The sequence below is a fragment of the Serratia sp. CY37869 genome, from assembly GCF_052168895.1.
Taxonomy (GTDB): domain Bacteria; phylum Pseudomonadota; class Gammaproteobacteria; order Enterobacterales; family Enterobacteriaceae; genus Serratia; species Serratia ureilytica.
In genome coordinates, this window is record NZ_JBJNLU010000001.1 from 165,766 (window position 1) to 181,165 (window position 15,400).

Genomic DNA, 15,400 nt, shown 5'->3' on the forward strand with positions numbered 1-15,400 from the left:
ATGGCTGAGCAGGAATCCCGCAAGCAGTTTCTTGAAAAACAGCTATCTCAGCTCGTAACCGCGCGGACGTCATATGACTCGCACTGGAAAGAGCTGAGCGATTTCATCCTGCCAAACTGCGGGCGATTCCTGACAACCGATGCTGGCCGAAACAAGAGAAACACCAAGGTTATTGACCCTACCGGCGGGCTTGCTTCGCGCACTCTTGAATCTGGCATGTTGTCGGGCATCACCAGCCCGACGCGCCCGTGGTTTTCTCTGAGCACTCCCGACAAGCAATTGATGGATAGCTGGCCAGTCAAAATGTGGCTTTCTCAGGTCGTCGAATTGATGAACGACGTGATGAACAAATCCAACTGGTATCAGTCCCTGACGGTGCTCTACCGCTACCTTGGCACATTTGCCACTGGTGCGATTTCCATCCTGGAAGATGAAGAGGATGTGATCCGCACGCATGTGCTGCCGATCGGGAGCTACTACATCTCTAACAGTGATCGCCTGCAGGTCGATACCGTCTTCCGCAAATTCTCCATGACCTGCCGCCAGTTGGTGACAAAGTTTGGAAAGGAAAACGTGAGTGATGCAGTGGCATCTGCCTGGGATAACGGCTCGTTTGAAACGTGGTTCGAAGTCGTGCATGCCGTATTGCCGAACACCAACCGTGACACTGGAAAACTGAACGCGAAGAACAAGCGTTTCAGCTCGATTTATTACGAACCAGGCAGCGCCGGCGACAAGCTGCTGAGCGAGTCTGGTTTCGATGAAATGCCAATACTGGTGCCACGCTGGGACATCAACGGCGAGGACGCATACGGCTCATCATGCCCAGGCATCCTTGCGTTGGGCGGCGTTAAAGCGTTGCAACTTCAGCAGAAGCGCAAAGACCAGGCGATCGACAAGCTGGTTAATCCGCCAATGATGGCGCCAAGTTCGATGAAGAATGAACGCCTGTCGTTGCTGCCTGGCGATGTTTCCTACTACAACGGCGCCGGCGACACGGCTGGATTCAAACCGGTTTACGAGATTAACCCCCGCATTCAGGAACTGCTAGGCAGCATTCAAGACGGGCGCCAGCTTGTTAATGAGTGCTACTTCGTTCCGCTGTTCAACATGTTCAGCAACGTCAACACCCGCAGCATGCCGATCGAAGCGGTCAACGAGATGCGCGACGAGAAGATGCTGCAGATCGGCCCGGTGCTCGACCGCCTGAACGATGAACTGCTGGACCCGGCTATCGACCGGATTTTCAACATCATGATGCGCCGCGGCATGTTGCCACCGCCTCCGGATGAATTGCAGGGGCAGCCGCTGCGCGTGGAATACACCAGTGTGATGGCGCAGGCGCAGAAGTCTGTTGGCATCGGCTCTATTGAGCGCTTTGTCGGTTTCATCGGGAATATGGCTGCAGCAGGGTTCCAGCAGGCTGCTGACAAGCTTGATGTTGACCAGGCGATCGATGAATACGGCGACATGCTTGGCGTTCCTACGACTATCACCAAATCCGATGAGCAGGTGCAGGCAGAGCGCGAACAGCGCACGCAGCAACAACAGGCAGCACAAAGCCTGCAGATGGGCGCCGGCGCCGCGGATATCGCGAAGACTCTCAGCCAATCAGGAACTGCAGACCCTAACTTACTGACCAGCATTCAGCAGGCTATGCAGCAAGGCCAAGGGGCGCAGCAATGATGACTCGCGAGCAACTCCAACAGCGCCACGCTGACGACGTGAAGAAGGTGATGGCAACAGAGAGTGGCCGCCGTTTTGTGTGGGGGCTTCTTGAACAAGCAGGCGTGTTTCAAACCACGTTCCGTACAGACACAAACACCACGATGTTTCTTGAAGGTAATCGTAACGCAGGACTGGCTTTGTTCAATGACGTGTTCGGCATCTGCCCGGACTTGTATTTAAAGATGGCCGCCGAGGCCGAGAAAGACAGAGAGGCTAATCATGGCAACACAACGCCAGAAATTGATCCGGAATGACGGCGGCGTGCAAGTCGTTAAGGTTCTGAGCGGCGGCGGTTCTTCCGTTGCATGGGGTGATATCACCGGCAAACCAACCACATTCGCACCGCCGGCGGCAACCACGTCTGTAGTCGGTGGAGTGAAGCAGGCTGCAACCCAGGCTAACTCAACTGCAACAGATGCGGCAGGAGTGGTAACTGACTTTAATGCTCTGCTGGCCAAGTTGAAGGCCGCGGGGATCATGGCTTAAGAGGCAACACATGAACTTGTTCGAACGTTTGATGTATCGCCGCCTGTGCTCTGAGGCTCCGCCAGAAGGCGGTGATGGTGGCGCAGCTCCTGCAGCAACCGGCGATAACCCGGCAGCAGATGCCAATGCAGCTAATCCGAATCCGGGGGAAGGTGAAAACCCGGAAGGCGAAGGAAAACAGGATGGCGGCAAGACGGCCGAAGAACTCGCGGCAGAAAAAGACGCGAAAGAGAAATCCGATAAGGAAGCCGCGGAAAAAGCGGAAAAGGAAAAGAAACCCGCGGCGCCGGAGAAATACGAGTTCACTCCGCCGGAAGGACAGGAACTTGATGCCAATGCTCTGGCTGTGTTTGAGCCGATCGCCAAAGAGCTGGGATTGAGCCAAGAGCAGGCGCAAAAGCTGGTCGACATCTATCCGCAAATCCAGCAGCAGCAGGCAGAAGCCTGGAGCAAGCAAGTTTCGGATTGGGGTGAGCAGGTCAAGGCCGACAAAGAAATCGGTGGCGACAAGTTCAACGCCAGTGTAGGCGCCGCACAGCGCGCGCTGGATCAGTTCGGCAACCCAGAGTTGCGCGAATACCTGAACGCGAGCGGCCTGGGTAATCACCCGGCACTGGTTCGCTTCTGTGCAAAAGTCGGCAAGGCGATGGCTGAAGATACCTTCGTCGTGCCAAATCAAGGCGGTCAGCGTAGCGCGGCCGACATTCTCTACGGCAAGAAGGAGTAACACCGAATGGCTATTAAAAGCACCAACGCGCTGACGCTGGCAGACCACGCAAAGCGCATGGATCCAGATGGGCGAATCCCTGTAATCGTTGAGTTGCTTTCACAGACTAACCCTTTCCTCGCGGATATGGTGTTTGTTGAAGGCAACCTACCAACTGGCCACCGAACCACTGTTCGCACTGGCTTACCTTCAGCAACCTGGCGACTGCTTAACTATGGTGTTCAACCAAGCAAGTCTACCACCGCCCAAGTAACTGATAGCACTGGCATGCTGGAAGCTTATGCTGAGATCGATAAGGACCTGGCGGATTTGAACGGCAATACCAATGAGTTTCGACTGTCAGAAGATCGCGCGTTCATTGAGGCGATGAATCAACAGATGGCTGAAACGGTGATCTATGGTGATACGCGCATCAATCCGCAACGCTTCACTGGTCTGGCTGCTCGGTATAACGACAAGTCTGCAAAAAATGCACAGAACATCGTCGATGCTGGCGGCACCGGTTCTAACCTGACGTCTATCTGGTTGGTTGTCTGGGGCACTAACACAGTCCATGGCATTTTCCCTAAAGGAAAGGCAGCAGGGTTGAGCCACGTTGATAAAGGCCAGGTTACCCTTGAAGACGAAAACAAAGGGAAATACGAAGGCTATCGCACTCACTACAAGTGGGACAATGGCCTGACTGTTCGCGACTGGCGCTATGTAGTGCGCATTGCCAACATCGATACCACCAAGCTGGGCACCGACGACGGCCCGAACCTGGCGAAGCTGATGGTGCAGGCTTTGCATCGCATCCCTAACCTGCAGATGGGTAAGGCTGTGTTCTATATGAACCGCGATGCGGCTGAATACCTGGACATTCAGGCAACTGAAAAAGCTTCTCTGGCGATCAGCGTTAAAGAAACCGAAGGCGTGTGGTGGACTTCGTTCCGCGGCGTGCCAGTGCGTACCTGCGATGCTCTGCTGAGCACTGAATCACAGGTTCAATAATCCCGGCTGAGCCGCCGGGTGCGGCTCTCCTTTCTCACTGATGGAGAGACAAAATGATCCTCGACTATCTGAATATGTTCTCGCAGGCGCAGGCTGTTACGGCAACCGCGCCTTCTACTGACGTAATCGACCTCGGCCCACTGTATGCCGGCAATGATGTACGCGATATCGGTCCTGGCTACCCGGTTGAGTTCATCGCCCAAGTGGCTTCCACTGCCGCGGCTGGCGGTGCAGCTACCGTAACGATCAGTCTGCAAACCTCCAAGACCAGTGATTTCGCCAGTGCAACCACGCTACTGCAGACCGGTGCAATCGCAGTTGCTGATCTGAAGGTTGGTTATCGCTACGTGGCCACTGTTCCACACGGTGTGCAGCGCTATTTGCGCGTCAACTACACCGTGGCCACTGGCCCGTTGACCGCCGGTACTTTCACTGCTGGCCTGCTGCTGGATGCTGATGCACAACGCAGCTATGCAAGCGCCTTCAACATCACTGTTTAACGGGGCGTGACATGTCACAACTGAAAATGTACCGCGTCACACGGAAGTCATTCATCAACGGGCATCTGCTGGAAGAGGGCGACATAATCGAATACGGCGGCAGGGCTGGCGACAACCTGCAGCTGATCGATGGCGAAGGCAATCTGATGGAAGAGGGCGGCGGCGACAGCGACGACAGCGCGAAGCTGGCCGCGCTGCAGCAGCAGTATGAAGAAATCTTTGGCACCAAGCCGCACCACAAAGCGGGTATTGCCAAATTGTCAGAAGAAATTGAAGCCAAGCGCAAAGAGTTAGGCATCAACTAACAAAGGGGCTTCGGCCCCTTTCTTTCCTGGAGTCCTCGCATGAAAACCGTAAACCTCAAGATCGGCACAGACACCTACGAAAGCGAAGGCGGAAAGCCGGAGACTCGCGACGAATATCCGTGGGGACTTCGCTTCACGCTGAATAATGACACTTTGGAAAAGCTGGGGATCCCACTGCCAAAGGTTGGCGAATCACTGACAATTGGCGGCCTGGCTAAAGTGCTGTCTGTCTCCACCCGCACAGAAGGCGACAAAGCGGAAAGCAGCGTTGATCTGCAATTCACTGATATTGGCGTAGAGCCGGCGGCCGCGCCGCAGCGTTCTGCTGCTGACACACTTTATGGCGGCGCAGGGGGCGAGTGATGGCATCCGTTATCCAGATCTGCAACGTGGCGCTTGGTCGGCTTGGCAACAGCCGAGTTATTGCCAGCTTGACGGAAAAGAGCAAAGAAGCGGCGGTATGCTCGCTGTTTTATGAAGACTGCCGCGACGCGGTGCTAGCTGATTTTCCGTGGCGCTTTGCTACCAAGCGTGTGGCCCTTGCCGATCTGGATATCGAACAGCCTGATTGGCAATACAGTTACCGTTACCCGGTTGACTGCCTGCGCATTGTTGCGATCGTCTCTCCAGACGGCGAGCGCTTTATTACGCCAGAACGGCGCGTGCCGTATGAGGTCGGTTCTGATGAGAATGGCACCGGCCGTTTGATATTGACTGACCTGCCGAAAGCATGGCTGCGATACGTGACGCGCGTCACCGACCCAAACATGTTTGATGCAGAATTCCGCGATGCGCTTAGCTGGCGCCTGGCCGCTGAAATCAACATGCAGATCACTGGTGATGCCAGCCTCGGTAATCGCGCCGAGCAGAAATACCAACTCACCATTTCGTCAGCTTCAACGCTGAGTATGAATGAAACCCAAGAGCCGCCGGCGCCGTGGTCTGAAGTTTCCGACGCGAGGGCATCATAATGACAACCAGCCTCATTCAACCGTCCTTTGCTGGTGGCGAAGTATCGCCAAGCCTTTACGGCCGTGTTGACCTGGAGAAATACCAGACGTCACTGCGCCGTTGCAGGAATTTCATCGTCCGCCAATATGGCGGCGTTGAGAACCGCCCGGGAACGCGCTATGTGGCGCCGGCAAAGTTCCCCGATCGCAAGTGTCGCCTGATCCCGTTCCAGTTCAACACTGAGCAGACCTATGTGCTCGAGGTCGGCGACCACTACTTCCGCGTGTTTATGGATGGCGCACAGGTTGTCTACTCATCCGGAGCCAGTGCCGGCCAGCCTGTCGACGTAACAACGCCTTGGGCCGCTGCAGATATCGACCTGCTGAAATACACGCAGAGCGCAGACGTGATGACAGTTTGTCACCCGAACTACCCACCTATGGAAATCCAACGCTATGCGCACGATGACTGGCGCACTGCAGAGGTGGCCACAGTCAGCGGTCCGTTCGCTAACGTGAACATTGACGAGTCAATCACTGTCTATGCCAGCGCGACAAGCGGAATGGTAGACCTTACAGCCAGTGCATCGATCTTCAAAAGCTGGCATGTTGGCAAGCTGTTCTACATGGAGCAGAAGAACGTCGACACGGTCGGGCGCTGGGTTACCGGTGAGCAGGTTAGCGTTGGTAATATCTGCCGATACCAGGAGAACTATTATCGTTGCGTTGATGGCGGAGAGCGAGGGCACACCGGGCCAGTGGCGCCGACCCACACAACGGGTGATAGTTGGGACGGCTGGGCTGTAGCTGGTTCTGATGCCTATGGCGTCAAGTGGCGTTATCTGCACTCGGGCCGCGGTATTTGCCGTATTACGTCCGTAAGCGGCGACGGGATGACGGCCACCGCCGAAGTGGTCATCCGCAAGGATGGAGAGATTGAACTACCCGGCCAGGTAGTTGGCGCCGAGTCAGCAACATACAAGTGGGCGCATTATGCCTGGAATGGTGAAGCTGGCTATCCTGGCACCGTCGTGTACTTCCAGCAGCGCTTGATGTTTGCTGGATCACGCAGTCAGCCACAAACCGTATGGACCAGCCGCAGCGGTGACTATAAGGACTTCGGCACATCAAACCCTACCGTTGATGATGATGCGATCACCTATACCTACGCCGGGCGCCAGCTCAATCAAATCCGTCATCTGATTGATGTCGGATCGCTCGTCGCGCTAACCAGCGGTGGCGAATACAAGGTGAACGGCAACCAACAGGGAACACTGACCCCGTCGGCCTTTCAGTTCTCAAGCCAGGGACAGAATGGCGCCAGCCATGTGCAGCCGATCGCCATCAGCAACGTCGCGCTATTCATCCAGCAGAAGGGCGGAGCGGTGCGCGATCTTGCCTATTCATTCGATGTCGACGGCTTCCAGGGTTCAGACCTGATCATCCTCGCTAACCACTTCTTTACCGGATACCAGATTACCGATTGGGCGTTCTCCATTACGCCTATGTCGATCGTTTGGTGTACGCGCAATGACGGCGCATTACTTGGCCTGACTTATCTCCGCGATCAGCAGGTGGCAGCGTGGCATCTTCATCCTAGCACCGGCCGCTATGAATCAGTGTCCAGCATTGCTGAAGGAAACGAAGACGCGCTCTATTGCGTGGTTGAACGCACTATCAATGGCCAGCAGCGACGCTATATCGAGCGTATGCAGAGCCGCCTATACGATGTGATGGACGATGCATTCTTTGTTGACTGTGGCCTGACGTATGACGGCAGGAACCGTGATGCTAGCAAGACGATGACTCTGACCGGTGGTTCCGGAGACTGGCCATATTACGAAGACATGACGCTGACGGTGGCCGGCGCCAGTTACTTTACGGCCGGTGATGTTGGCAGTGAAATCCACATGCCGTATGTCGAGGAGGATGTGAGCAAGGTTTTGAAGCTGCAGATCAATACCGTGGTAAGCGGCAACCAGGCAACCGTGACAAGTAACCGAAATGTTCCACCTCAGTTCCGCGGTGTGCCAGTCAGCGACTGGAGCATGGCGCGCTCTGCATTCGCAGGACTTGACCACCTCGAAGGACAGGCCGTGAGCATTTTGTCAGATGCCAACGTTGAGCCGCAGAAGATCGTTACCGGTGGAAGCATCACCCTGGAGAAAGCCGGCTCAGTGGTGCATGCAGGACTGCCGATCGCCGCGGTCATTGAAACGCTGGACGTTAACCTGAACGGCAACGAAACACTTCTCGATAAGAAGAAACTATTCACGGCCGCATCGTTGCTTGTGAATGAGTCGCGTGGTGTGTTTGCCGGCACTCCAGGCGGCGAGATGTACGAATACGCCCAGCGCTATGACGAATTTTATGATGACCCGGTCGAACCGAAGACGGGAACCATTGAATTACAATTGGATGCCAACTGGAGCAAGAACGGCCGGCTAATTGTGGAACAGAACGACCCGCTGCCGATGACCATTCTCGCAGTTATCCCGCGCGTAACCGTAGGAGGAATTTAGTGCGCAAGGTTGAAGTTGTCGAAGCCACTCTTGAACACGTTGCGGCGCTCCTGCCGCACGTTCGCCAGGCTGACGCCGATGAGTTCGATGCGATGAGCGGCAAGACCCCGACTCAGGTTCTTGAGCTGGCGCTGCGCACTTCTGCATTTGCTTTCGCTGGGCTGATCAATGGCGAGGTGGTGACCATCTTCGGCGTGGCGCCGCGGTCAATGATAACCGGATCTGGGGTTCCGTGGCTGGTGGGTTCTGACCTGCTTGAACGATACCAGGCCACTTTCCTCCGCCGGTGCCGGCCAGTTCTGCGTCTTTTCCTGCAGCATTATCCGGAGCTGGAAAACTACGTCGACGCGCGCAACACCGCGGCTAAATGCTGGCTGCACTGGCTTGGTTTCACCATCCATGAAGCGCAGCCCGTTGGCCGTGCCGGGCTTCCATTCCACAGATTTGAGATGAGACGAGGTGATCATGTGTGAGCCAACAACAATCCTTGCAGGCTCTGCGCTGGCTCTCGGTGCAGTTAGCGCTTATGGCCAATACCAAGCAGGGCAGCAACAGGCAAGGATAGCCAACGCCAACGCAGATGCACAAGAGATCGCCGCGCGCGACACGATTAATGCGGGCAATGATGCGGCTTATCAGCAGCGCCAGCAGACACGCCAGCTACAGGGTCAGCAGGCTGCAGCCTTCGGCGCCGGTGGCACTGACATGACCAGCGGCAGCGCGCTGAACATCTTCGGTGACACCGCGGCCGGCGGCCAGCTTGATGCTCTGACCACCGTCAATAACGCAGAGCGCCAGGCGGCTGGCCTTAACTTCCAGGCTGGTGTTAGTCGCGCCCAGGGGCAGATTGACCGTAACGCGGCAAACCTTGGAGCAGCAACGACAATCCTGAATTCCTCACTTACCGCATATGGCGCTTATAAATCTTCTGGCGCGCTGGATAAGCCAGCTACAAAAGCCGGTAGTGGTTCCAGCAACAACATGTTTAGCAATGCCCGCAGCAGTCGCTACGGCTCTAACGCATTCACGTTTTAAGGGGGAATGATGCCTACAGTACCGGTATATCAGCGCCAATCGCAATCACAATCGGCGCCGGTTAATACGCAGGATCTGCGTATCCCCAAAGACAACGCTTTCACTGCGTTGGCAGACGTTGGTTCTAATGCGTTGGGCATTTATCAGCAGCAGCGTGAACGCGAAGATCTGGCGTTCGCTCAAAACGCCCTGATGCAATTCAACCAGCAAGCCGATGACCTGATGAATAACCCTCAAACTGGATTACTGACCAAACAGGGTGCCAATGCAATTGGACAAAGTGAGCAGGTAGCAAGCCAGTTAAGCCAAATGGCCAGCACGGCTTTTGACTCCATTCCTGATGGTCCGGTGAAAGAGCGTTTCCGTAATCAATTTTCCTCCGCCGGCCAGCCTATTGCAAATCGTGCGCGCCAGTATGAGATCGGCCAGCGTCAGCAGTTCGAAGCAGGTCAGCAGCAAGGGCTATTGGCGAACCTGCAGCAGCAGGCTGAAAACAGCTTTGACGACAACGATGCTATCGGAAATACCTTATCACTTGGCGGAAACCAGATCGTCACCTATGGCAAAGCCCATGGCCAGAGCGATGAAGAGATTGAATCAAATTGGAATAGCTTCAGGGAGAATGCTGCGACTGGAGTTCTTAGGGCAAGGGTTGCCACTGGTAAATATCAGCAGTACTTATCTCGTAATGGCGAACCGTCAGACGTTGGCGGTGTGTCTCGATTCACTGCGCATGGAAATTCATCTGCTGCGCGAGGTCTGAGGAATAACAACCCTGGCAACATTGAGGCCAGTGATAAAAACCCATGGGAAGGTCAGTCAGGCAGCGATGGACGCTTTGCCAAATTTGAGACGCCGGAGCATGGGATCAGAGCGCTGGGTAAGAACCTGCTCGCGTATCAAGCTAAAGGGTTCGATACCGTAGCAGAGATCGTTAACCGTTGGGCGCCGGCATCTGATGGAAACAACACTGATGCCTACATCAAGGCGCTGTGCGGCGCGTTGGGTGTTGGCGCCAACGATCCGGTGGATATGAGCAACCCACGAACCCTCGCAGCGTTGTGCGCCGGCATCGTGAAGCATGAGAATGGCAGCCAACCATACACCGATGAGCAGATCGGTGCCGGCGTCAGTGCGGCTCTTGGCCTTTCGGCGCTGCCTGGAGCAAGACGAATAACTGGTGATATTGCCTTTGATTCGGCAAGCCCAGCAGCGCAGGCGGCTTATATAAACCAGCTTCAATCTATTCAAAATGAGCAGCGAGCATTATACGCACAGCAGCTTGGCAATTCGCTGAAAGATGCGTATTCAGCTCTTGATGAAGGACTACAGCCGGCACAGCTGCCCACGCAAGCAGATCTGATAAATGCCTATGGCCCAGCAAAAGGCATGCGGCAATGGCAAGACCTTCAAGATCAGCAAAGTTATGGTGGCGTTATTGGAGCAGCCAAAAGCATGTCGCCGGCAGCGCGGCAGGACCTGCTTGAACGCTTGCGGCCAACGGATCCGAATGCATCTAATTTTGCAGCCAACCAGCAGCGCTGGGACAAAATGCAGGCGAAATTTAAGCAGCTCGATGCGGAATGGGAAAAGAGCCAGGGCGCAATGCGTGTTGAGTCGTCTTTGCAAAATAACTTCCCGCTTGATTCAACTGACAAAAACAATCAGTTGGCAATAGACCATTACTTTGATCGCAACGTAGCCGGTGGATTCAACATCAACAATGCCGACAGCTTGAACCAGGTTGCAGAGATAACGACTAAATCCGGCATGCTGCCGACGCAGATCAAGACGATGCTCACCGCTGGGGCAACATCGCGCGATCCTGCCGTCGTTGTTCCTATGGCCAAAATGTACGGACAGATTTTTGACAACAATCCGGCGGCGGCCACAGGTGTTGATAAAGGCGCGATGGCGTTTTACTCGAAAGTTTATGCCTATGACCGCGCCGGCGTGCCTGCAGAGAAAGCGGTCGATATGGCCTACAACCAGGTCTATCAGCAGGACGATCGCTTGAAGCAGATGATTAGCCAACAGGTGCGGGACAAAGATTACATCAAGGCTAGAGCCACCGCAGCGCAGGATAATATAAATAGCCTTTCGCCGTCGTGGACCAGCTTCGGGGCGCCAAGCATCAGCGCCGCAGGGCAGGCTAATCAGTTGTACCAACGCGACTACCAGACTATTTACGATGCGAACTTTGCACAGACCGGCGGCGATGCTGATCAGGCTAAGGCAATGACTAATGCCATGATTAAAAAGGTGTGGGCGGTATCGACCATCAACGGCAAAGAAGAGGTGATGAAGTATGCCCCTGAAGCCGTTTATGGCGTGACTAACGGTTCAGGTAACTGGATCAAAGGCCAGTGGGAGGAAGAGAAAAAAGCTTTGAAAAGTTCCGCGTTTGGCGGCGCGCGAGATGATACCGATTTGGTTTTGGTTCCCGATGCTGTTACGCCACGCGATCAGAGTTACAGCGTTATGGTGCGCCAGAAGAACGCAGAAGGCTATGACGATGTTCGCCCGTATTACGGCGAAAATGGTATGCCGTTGCGATTCAGGCCTGAGCAAAAAACCTCTCCGATGTACAAGCAAACTATGGATATCCAGCAACAGAGGGTTGATGCGGCGCGCGCTGCGCGGCAGGAAGAAAAACAGCCGGCATTCACAAACCAGCAAGGATATACACCGCCTGATTTTACTAAACCATTTGGCGCCGGCATTGCCAATCAACTGCCGAGCAACATCACCGCAGGAGGTCAGTAATGCCAACGTATGAGATGAAGACCGATGATCTGCTATCTGCTGATGTACAGAGCATACCTCAGCCTGATGATAGTTCTGCATATATGGAAACGCCGTCATTGCTTTCTGCGTTGAATCCATTCACCGATAATCAGCAGGTTCAGCGCGGTCGTGACGCTGCCTTCCGAATTGATAACTCCCTGGGAAGTTTCATTGCCACTGCGCCATTCAGCCAGTTTGACAAGGTTGATGGGTATAACCCCTTCGACAATGATGCGGCCGATCTTAAAGGATATGAGGATTACGCAGACTCATTCATTGATGCCGGCTCTCCTGACGAGACGCGCGCTATAAAGCAGCGTATAGATCAGCAGATGCAGGACAGGCAATACCTTTCAGAAACAGGCGGTGCCGGGACAATAGCAAGCTTGGCCATGGGGCTAATTGATCCTATCAACCTGGCATCGATGTTTGTCCCCGCCGGCGCTGTGGTGCGCGGTGGTGAGATTGCGGCTACCGCTGGAAGATTTGCTTTGGCCAATGCCGTCGGTGGTATCGCATCAGAGGCCGCGCTTAGCGCCACACAAGAAACTCGCACATTTGAGGAAAGTGCAGTTAACGTTGCTGTTGACGCTATGGTTGGCGGAATACTCGGGGCTGGGGCGCAGTTGCTTGCCGGTGCCGGTCAGCGTACCGCGGTATCTCAAGCGGTTTCCAGTAACCTACGGGGCAATGATTCTCCGCAGAGCATCGGAGCGGCGCAGGTTTTCAACACAACGCTGGATCAGGAACAGCTGGCAGGTGTTGGGTTAATCAACAAAACGTTGAGCGTTAATCCTGGTGGCCGCCTGGCTCAATCGCCATCCCGCGCGTCGCGGGCAATCAATCAGCAACTGGCAGAGAACAACTATTTCTTTGCGAAGAACGATGAAGGGTTGGCAACATTCACCGCGGCTGAAACCAAGATCAAGCAATATGATGCCATGCTGTACAAGCAAATGGAGTCAACCAAGGACGCTTATCAGGCGTACAGCAAAAACATCCGCGTCGCCGGTGGTAAGCGAATGAACTTTGTTGATTTCAACGAGGCCGTTGGCATGGCGATGCGCCGCGGCGATCAGAGTGACATTCCTGAAGTTGCACAGGCTGCTACTCAGATTCGGCCAATGTTCGAAGCGACAAAGGTTCGCATGCAGGAGCTTGGTATTCTTCCCGAGGATGTAGACGTCTCAACGGCACAAAGCTACCTGCCTCGCATTTATAAGTTCGACAAAATTATCTCTGATCGCACTGAGTTCCGAGGTCGCATTGCTAACTGGATTCAGGGCATCAGTGCAAAAGGTGCTGATGCTGCCGGCGCGCGCATTGAGAAGATCGATTCCGGTCTGTCTGCTGCAGCAGAAGCCGAGCCGCGCGCAAAAGCATTGGCAGACGAAATTGCAGCGGCAGAGTCATGGTCTGGCCGTAAAACTGAACTTATGGATGAGGTTGGCAACAGGACGAAACTGATCGGCCAGGAGCAGGACTTAACAGCCAGGCTGGAGAAGCAACAGGCGCAACTGGCCACAGCCAAAAATCAGAAGCTGATCACCCGTCTTAACAAAGAGGTTTCGGACTTGCGCACCAAGCTGGATGACGTTTCCAGGGCAAAGGAGGAGCTTCCAACCCTGCAGCGCCATCTTGAGTTGCTTGATAACCCACGCAAGCACCGCTCAGAGCTGCGCAAGCTGCAGAAGAAGGCCAACTCCACGACCAGACTGAATGCAAGCCGTGAGCGCGCGCTGAAGGCGATGGAGCCACTTTCACGAGAGGAAGCAGAGGATGCCGCAGATGAGATCGTCAACAAGATTATTGGCGCTCCTTCTGGCCTGGTTCCCGCTCAGCTGCTGCCTGAAAAAATAATCGGCCGAGCTGGCTTCACTAAGAGCCGAAGCCTGCTTATCCCAGACGAACGGATTGAGGACTTTTTGGAGTCTGACATCAACCACGTCATGGAAAGCTATCTGCGCCAGGTAGGTCCGGAGATCGAACTGACCGCGCAATTCGGTAGCAAGGATATGGGTGAGCAAATCCGACAGGTATCTGAGGAATACACTCAACTGATCAAAGATGCCAAGACGCCGAAGGAACGCGCGAAGCTGGAGAAGCAACGTGAAGCTGACCTTCGCGACATTGAGGCAATGCGAGACAGGTTGATCGGTACGTATGGCGCGCCAAAGGACCCGCGGAGCTTCTTTGTCCGTGCCGGCCGCGTCGCGCGAAACGTCAACTTCCTGCGCCTGCTGGGGGGCATGACAATATCGGCCGCAACCGATTTGATGCGTCCTGTAATGCAGCACGGTTTAAGCAAATCACTTCGACCAATGGGAGCTATGCTCCGAAACATGGCCGCGGTGAAAGTGGCAACCAAAGACCTGCGTGAAATGGCTGTCGGCCTGGATTATGTACTGTCTACCCGAACGAAGGCCATTGCTGATCTGACTGACCCATACAGCCGACGCTCTGCTTTTGAGCGTGGACTTAACTGGGGTACGCAGAAATTTGGCAACTGGACGCTGATGAACCAGTGGAACAGTGCCCTGAAGTCATGGTCCGGCCTTATCGTTCAGTCCCGTATCCTGGGCAATGCACAGCTGTTGGCAACTGGGAAGGAAGTTCCGCAGAAGGAAATCAGAAAGATGGCGCAAATCGGTATCGACCAGAGCATGCTGCGCCGTATTGGTGAGCAATTCGCGAAGCATGGTGAAGATATGGACGGGCTTCTGACTGGCCACAGCCACCTGTGGGACGATCGCGCAGTGCGTGAGGCTTTCCAATCTGCCGTATTGAAAGACGTTGACTCTACCGTTGTCACGCCAGGCGTTGGCGATACGCCGCTGATGATGAGCAATGAAGTGGGCAAGATGATCCTGCAGTTCAAGACGTTCATCTTTGCTCAGCATAACCGCGTGATCGCCTCCGGAATACAGCAGGGCGATGCATCGTTCTACCTAGGCGCCATGGGTACTATCGCGCTCGGCGCAATGGTCTACGTTATGAAGCAAAAGCTCAGCGGCCGTGATATCGACTACAGCCCTAACAACCTGGTGAAAGAGGGTATAGACCGCGCCGGCATGATCGGCTGGTTATCCGAACCGCTAAACGCCGTGGAGAATATCAGCGGCGGTCGGTTCGGCCTTGGCGCCATGTTTGGCGCGCCGCCGGTATCCCGCTTCCAGAGCCGTAACGCAATCGGTGCTCTGCTTGGCCCAACGTTCGACATGGCCGGCGATGGGGCAGTGATCGCCAATGGTGTGCTTAACGGAGAATTTGACGACAAGCAGACACATGCGGTCAGGAAGTTGCTACCATATCAGAACCTGTTTTACATATCCCCGCTTTTGAACCGGGTAGAAGAGCAACTTAAGTAGGC

The 15,400-nt window shown here is 54.8% G+C and carries 14 protein-coding genes; all 14 read left to right on the forward strand.

What is annotated here, in order from left to right; genetic code table 11:
• The 14 genes from ACJ8J1_RS00905 to ACJ8J1_RS00970 are packed head-to-tail and all read left to right on the forward strand — an operon-like array spanning nucleotide 1 to nucleotide 15,398.
• A complete protein-coding gene (locus ACJ8J1_RS00905; RefSeq protein WP_442520299.1) occupies nucleotides 1-1,686 on the forward strand; it encodes a portal protein in 1,686 nt (561 codons plus the stop codon).
• A complete protein-coding gene (locus ACJ8J1_RS00910; protein ID WP_310793838.1) occupies nucleotides 1,683-1,982 on the forward strand; it encodes a Bbp19 family protein in 300 nt (99 codons plus the stop codon). Before ACJ8J1_RS00905 ends, ACJ8J1_RS00910 begins: the two co-directional genes overlap by 4 nt.
• The gene (locus ACJ8J1_RS00915) at nucleotides 1,948-2,214 is read left to right on the forward strand and encodes a head fiber protein (RefSeq protein WP_342183741.1); all 267 of its coding nucleotides are present in this window, start codon (nucleotides 1,948-1,950) and stop codon (nucleotides 2,212-2,214) included. The genes ACJ8J1_RS00910 and ACJ8J1_RS00915 overlap by 35 nt, the downstream gene beginning before the upstream one ends.
• Before the next feature lie 10 nt (nucleotides 2,215-2,224).
• Nucleotides 2,225-2,941 (forward strand): peptidase, encoded by a 717-nt coding sequence (locus ACJ8J1_RS00920; protein ID WP_342183740.1) that lies wholly within the window; start codon nucleotides 2,225-2,227, stop codon nucleotides 2,939-2,941.
• A 6-nt stretch (nucleotides 2,942-2,947) separates the two neighbouring features.
• Entirely contained in the window at nucleotides 2,948-3,931 is a 984-nt protein-coding gene (locus ACJ8J1_RS00925; protein ID WP_442520300.1) for a major capsid protein, read from the forward strand.
• 53 nt (nucleotides 3,932-3,984) lie between these two features.
• Nucleotides 3,985-4,431 (forward strand): Bbp16 family capsid cement protein, encoded by a 447-nt coding sequence (locus ACJ8J1_RS00930; RefSeq protein ID WP_060418689.1) that lies wholly within the window; start codon nucleotides 3,985-3,987, stop codon nucleotides 4,429-4,431.
• Nucleotides 4,432-4,442: 11 nt separating this feature from the next.
• Nucleotides 4,443-4,736, forward strand: coding sequence for a hypothetical protein (locus ACJ8J1_RS00935; protein WP_442520301.1), 294 nt, complete (start codon nucleotides 4,443-4,445; stop codon nucleotides 4,734-4,736).
• Nucleotides 4,737-4,775: 39 nt separating this feature from the next.
• Nucleotides 4,776-5,099 carry a capsid staple protein gene (gp10, locus tag ACJ8J1_RS00940; protein ID WP_442520302.1) on the forward strand — a complete coding sequence of 108 codons (324 nt, stop codon included), beginning with the start codon at nucleotides 4,776-4,778 and terminating at the stop codon, nucleotides 5,097-5,099.
• On the forward strand, nucleotides 5,099-5,707 hold the full coding sequence (locus tag ACJ8J1_RS00945) for a hypothetical protein (RefSeq protein ID WP_033648873.1): 609 nt from the start codon (nucleotides 5,099-5,101) through the stop codon (nucleotides 5,705-5,707). The genes gp10 and ACJ8J1_RS00945 overlap by 1 nt, the downstream gene beginning before the upstream one ends.
• Complete coding sequence (locus ACJ8J1_RS00950) at nucleotides 5,707-8,208, forward strand: hypothetical protein (protein ID WP_442520303.1); 2,502 nt, start codon at nucleotides 5,707-5,709, stop codon at nucleotides 8,206-8,208. Before ACJ8J1_RS00945 ends, ACJ8J1_RS00950 begins: the two co-directional genes overlap by 1 nt.
• On the forward strand, nucleotides 8,208-8,681 hold the full coding sequence (locus ACJ8J1_RS00955) for a hypothetical protein (protein ID WP_138974855.1): 474 nt from the start codon (nucleotides 8,208-8,210) through the stop codon (nucleotides 8,679-8,681). The genes ACJ8J1_RS00950 and ACJ8J1_RS00955 overlap by 1 nt, the downstream gene beginning before the upstream one ends.
• On the forward strand, nucleotides 8,674-9,243 hold the full coding sequence (locus ACJ8J1_RS00960; RefSeq protein ID WP_319870112.1) for a virion core protein, T7 gp14 family: 570 nt from the start codon (nucleotides 8,674-8,676) through the stop codon (nucleotides 9,241-9,243). The genes ACJ8J1_RS00955 and ACJ8J1_RS00960 overlap by 8 nt, the downstream gene beginning before the upstream one ends.
• 9 nt (nucleotides 9,244-9,252) lie before the next feature.
• On the forward strand, nucleotides 9,253-12,009 hold the full coding sequence (locus ACJ8J1_RS00965) for a hypothetical protein (RefSeq protein ID WP_442520304.1): 2,757 nt from the start codon (nucleotides 9,253-9,255) through the stop codon (nucleotides 12,007-12,009).
• The gene (locus ACJ8J1_RS00970) at nucleotides 12,009-15,398 is read left to right on the forward strand and encodes a hypothetical protein (RefSeq protein WP_442520305.1); all 3,390 of its coding nucleotides are present in this window, start codon (nucleotides 12,009-12,011) and stop codon (nucleotides 15,396-15,398) included. The genes ACJ8J1_RS00965 and ACJ8J1_RS00970 overlap by 1 nt, the downstream gene beginning before the upstream one ends.
• Nucleotides 15,399-15,400 lie beyond the last annotated feature (2 nt).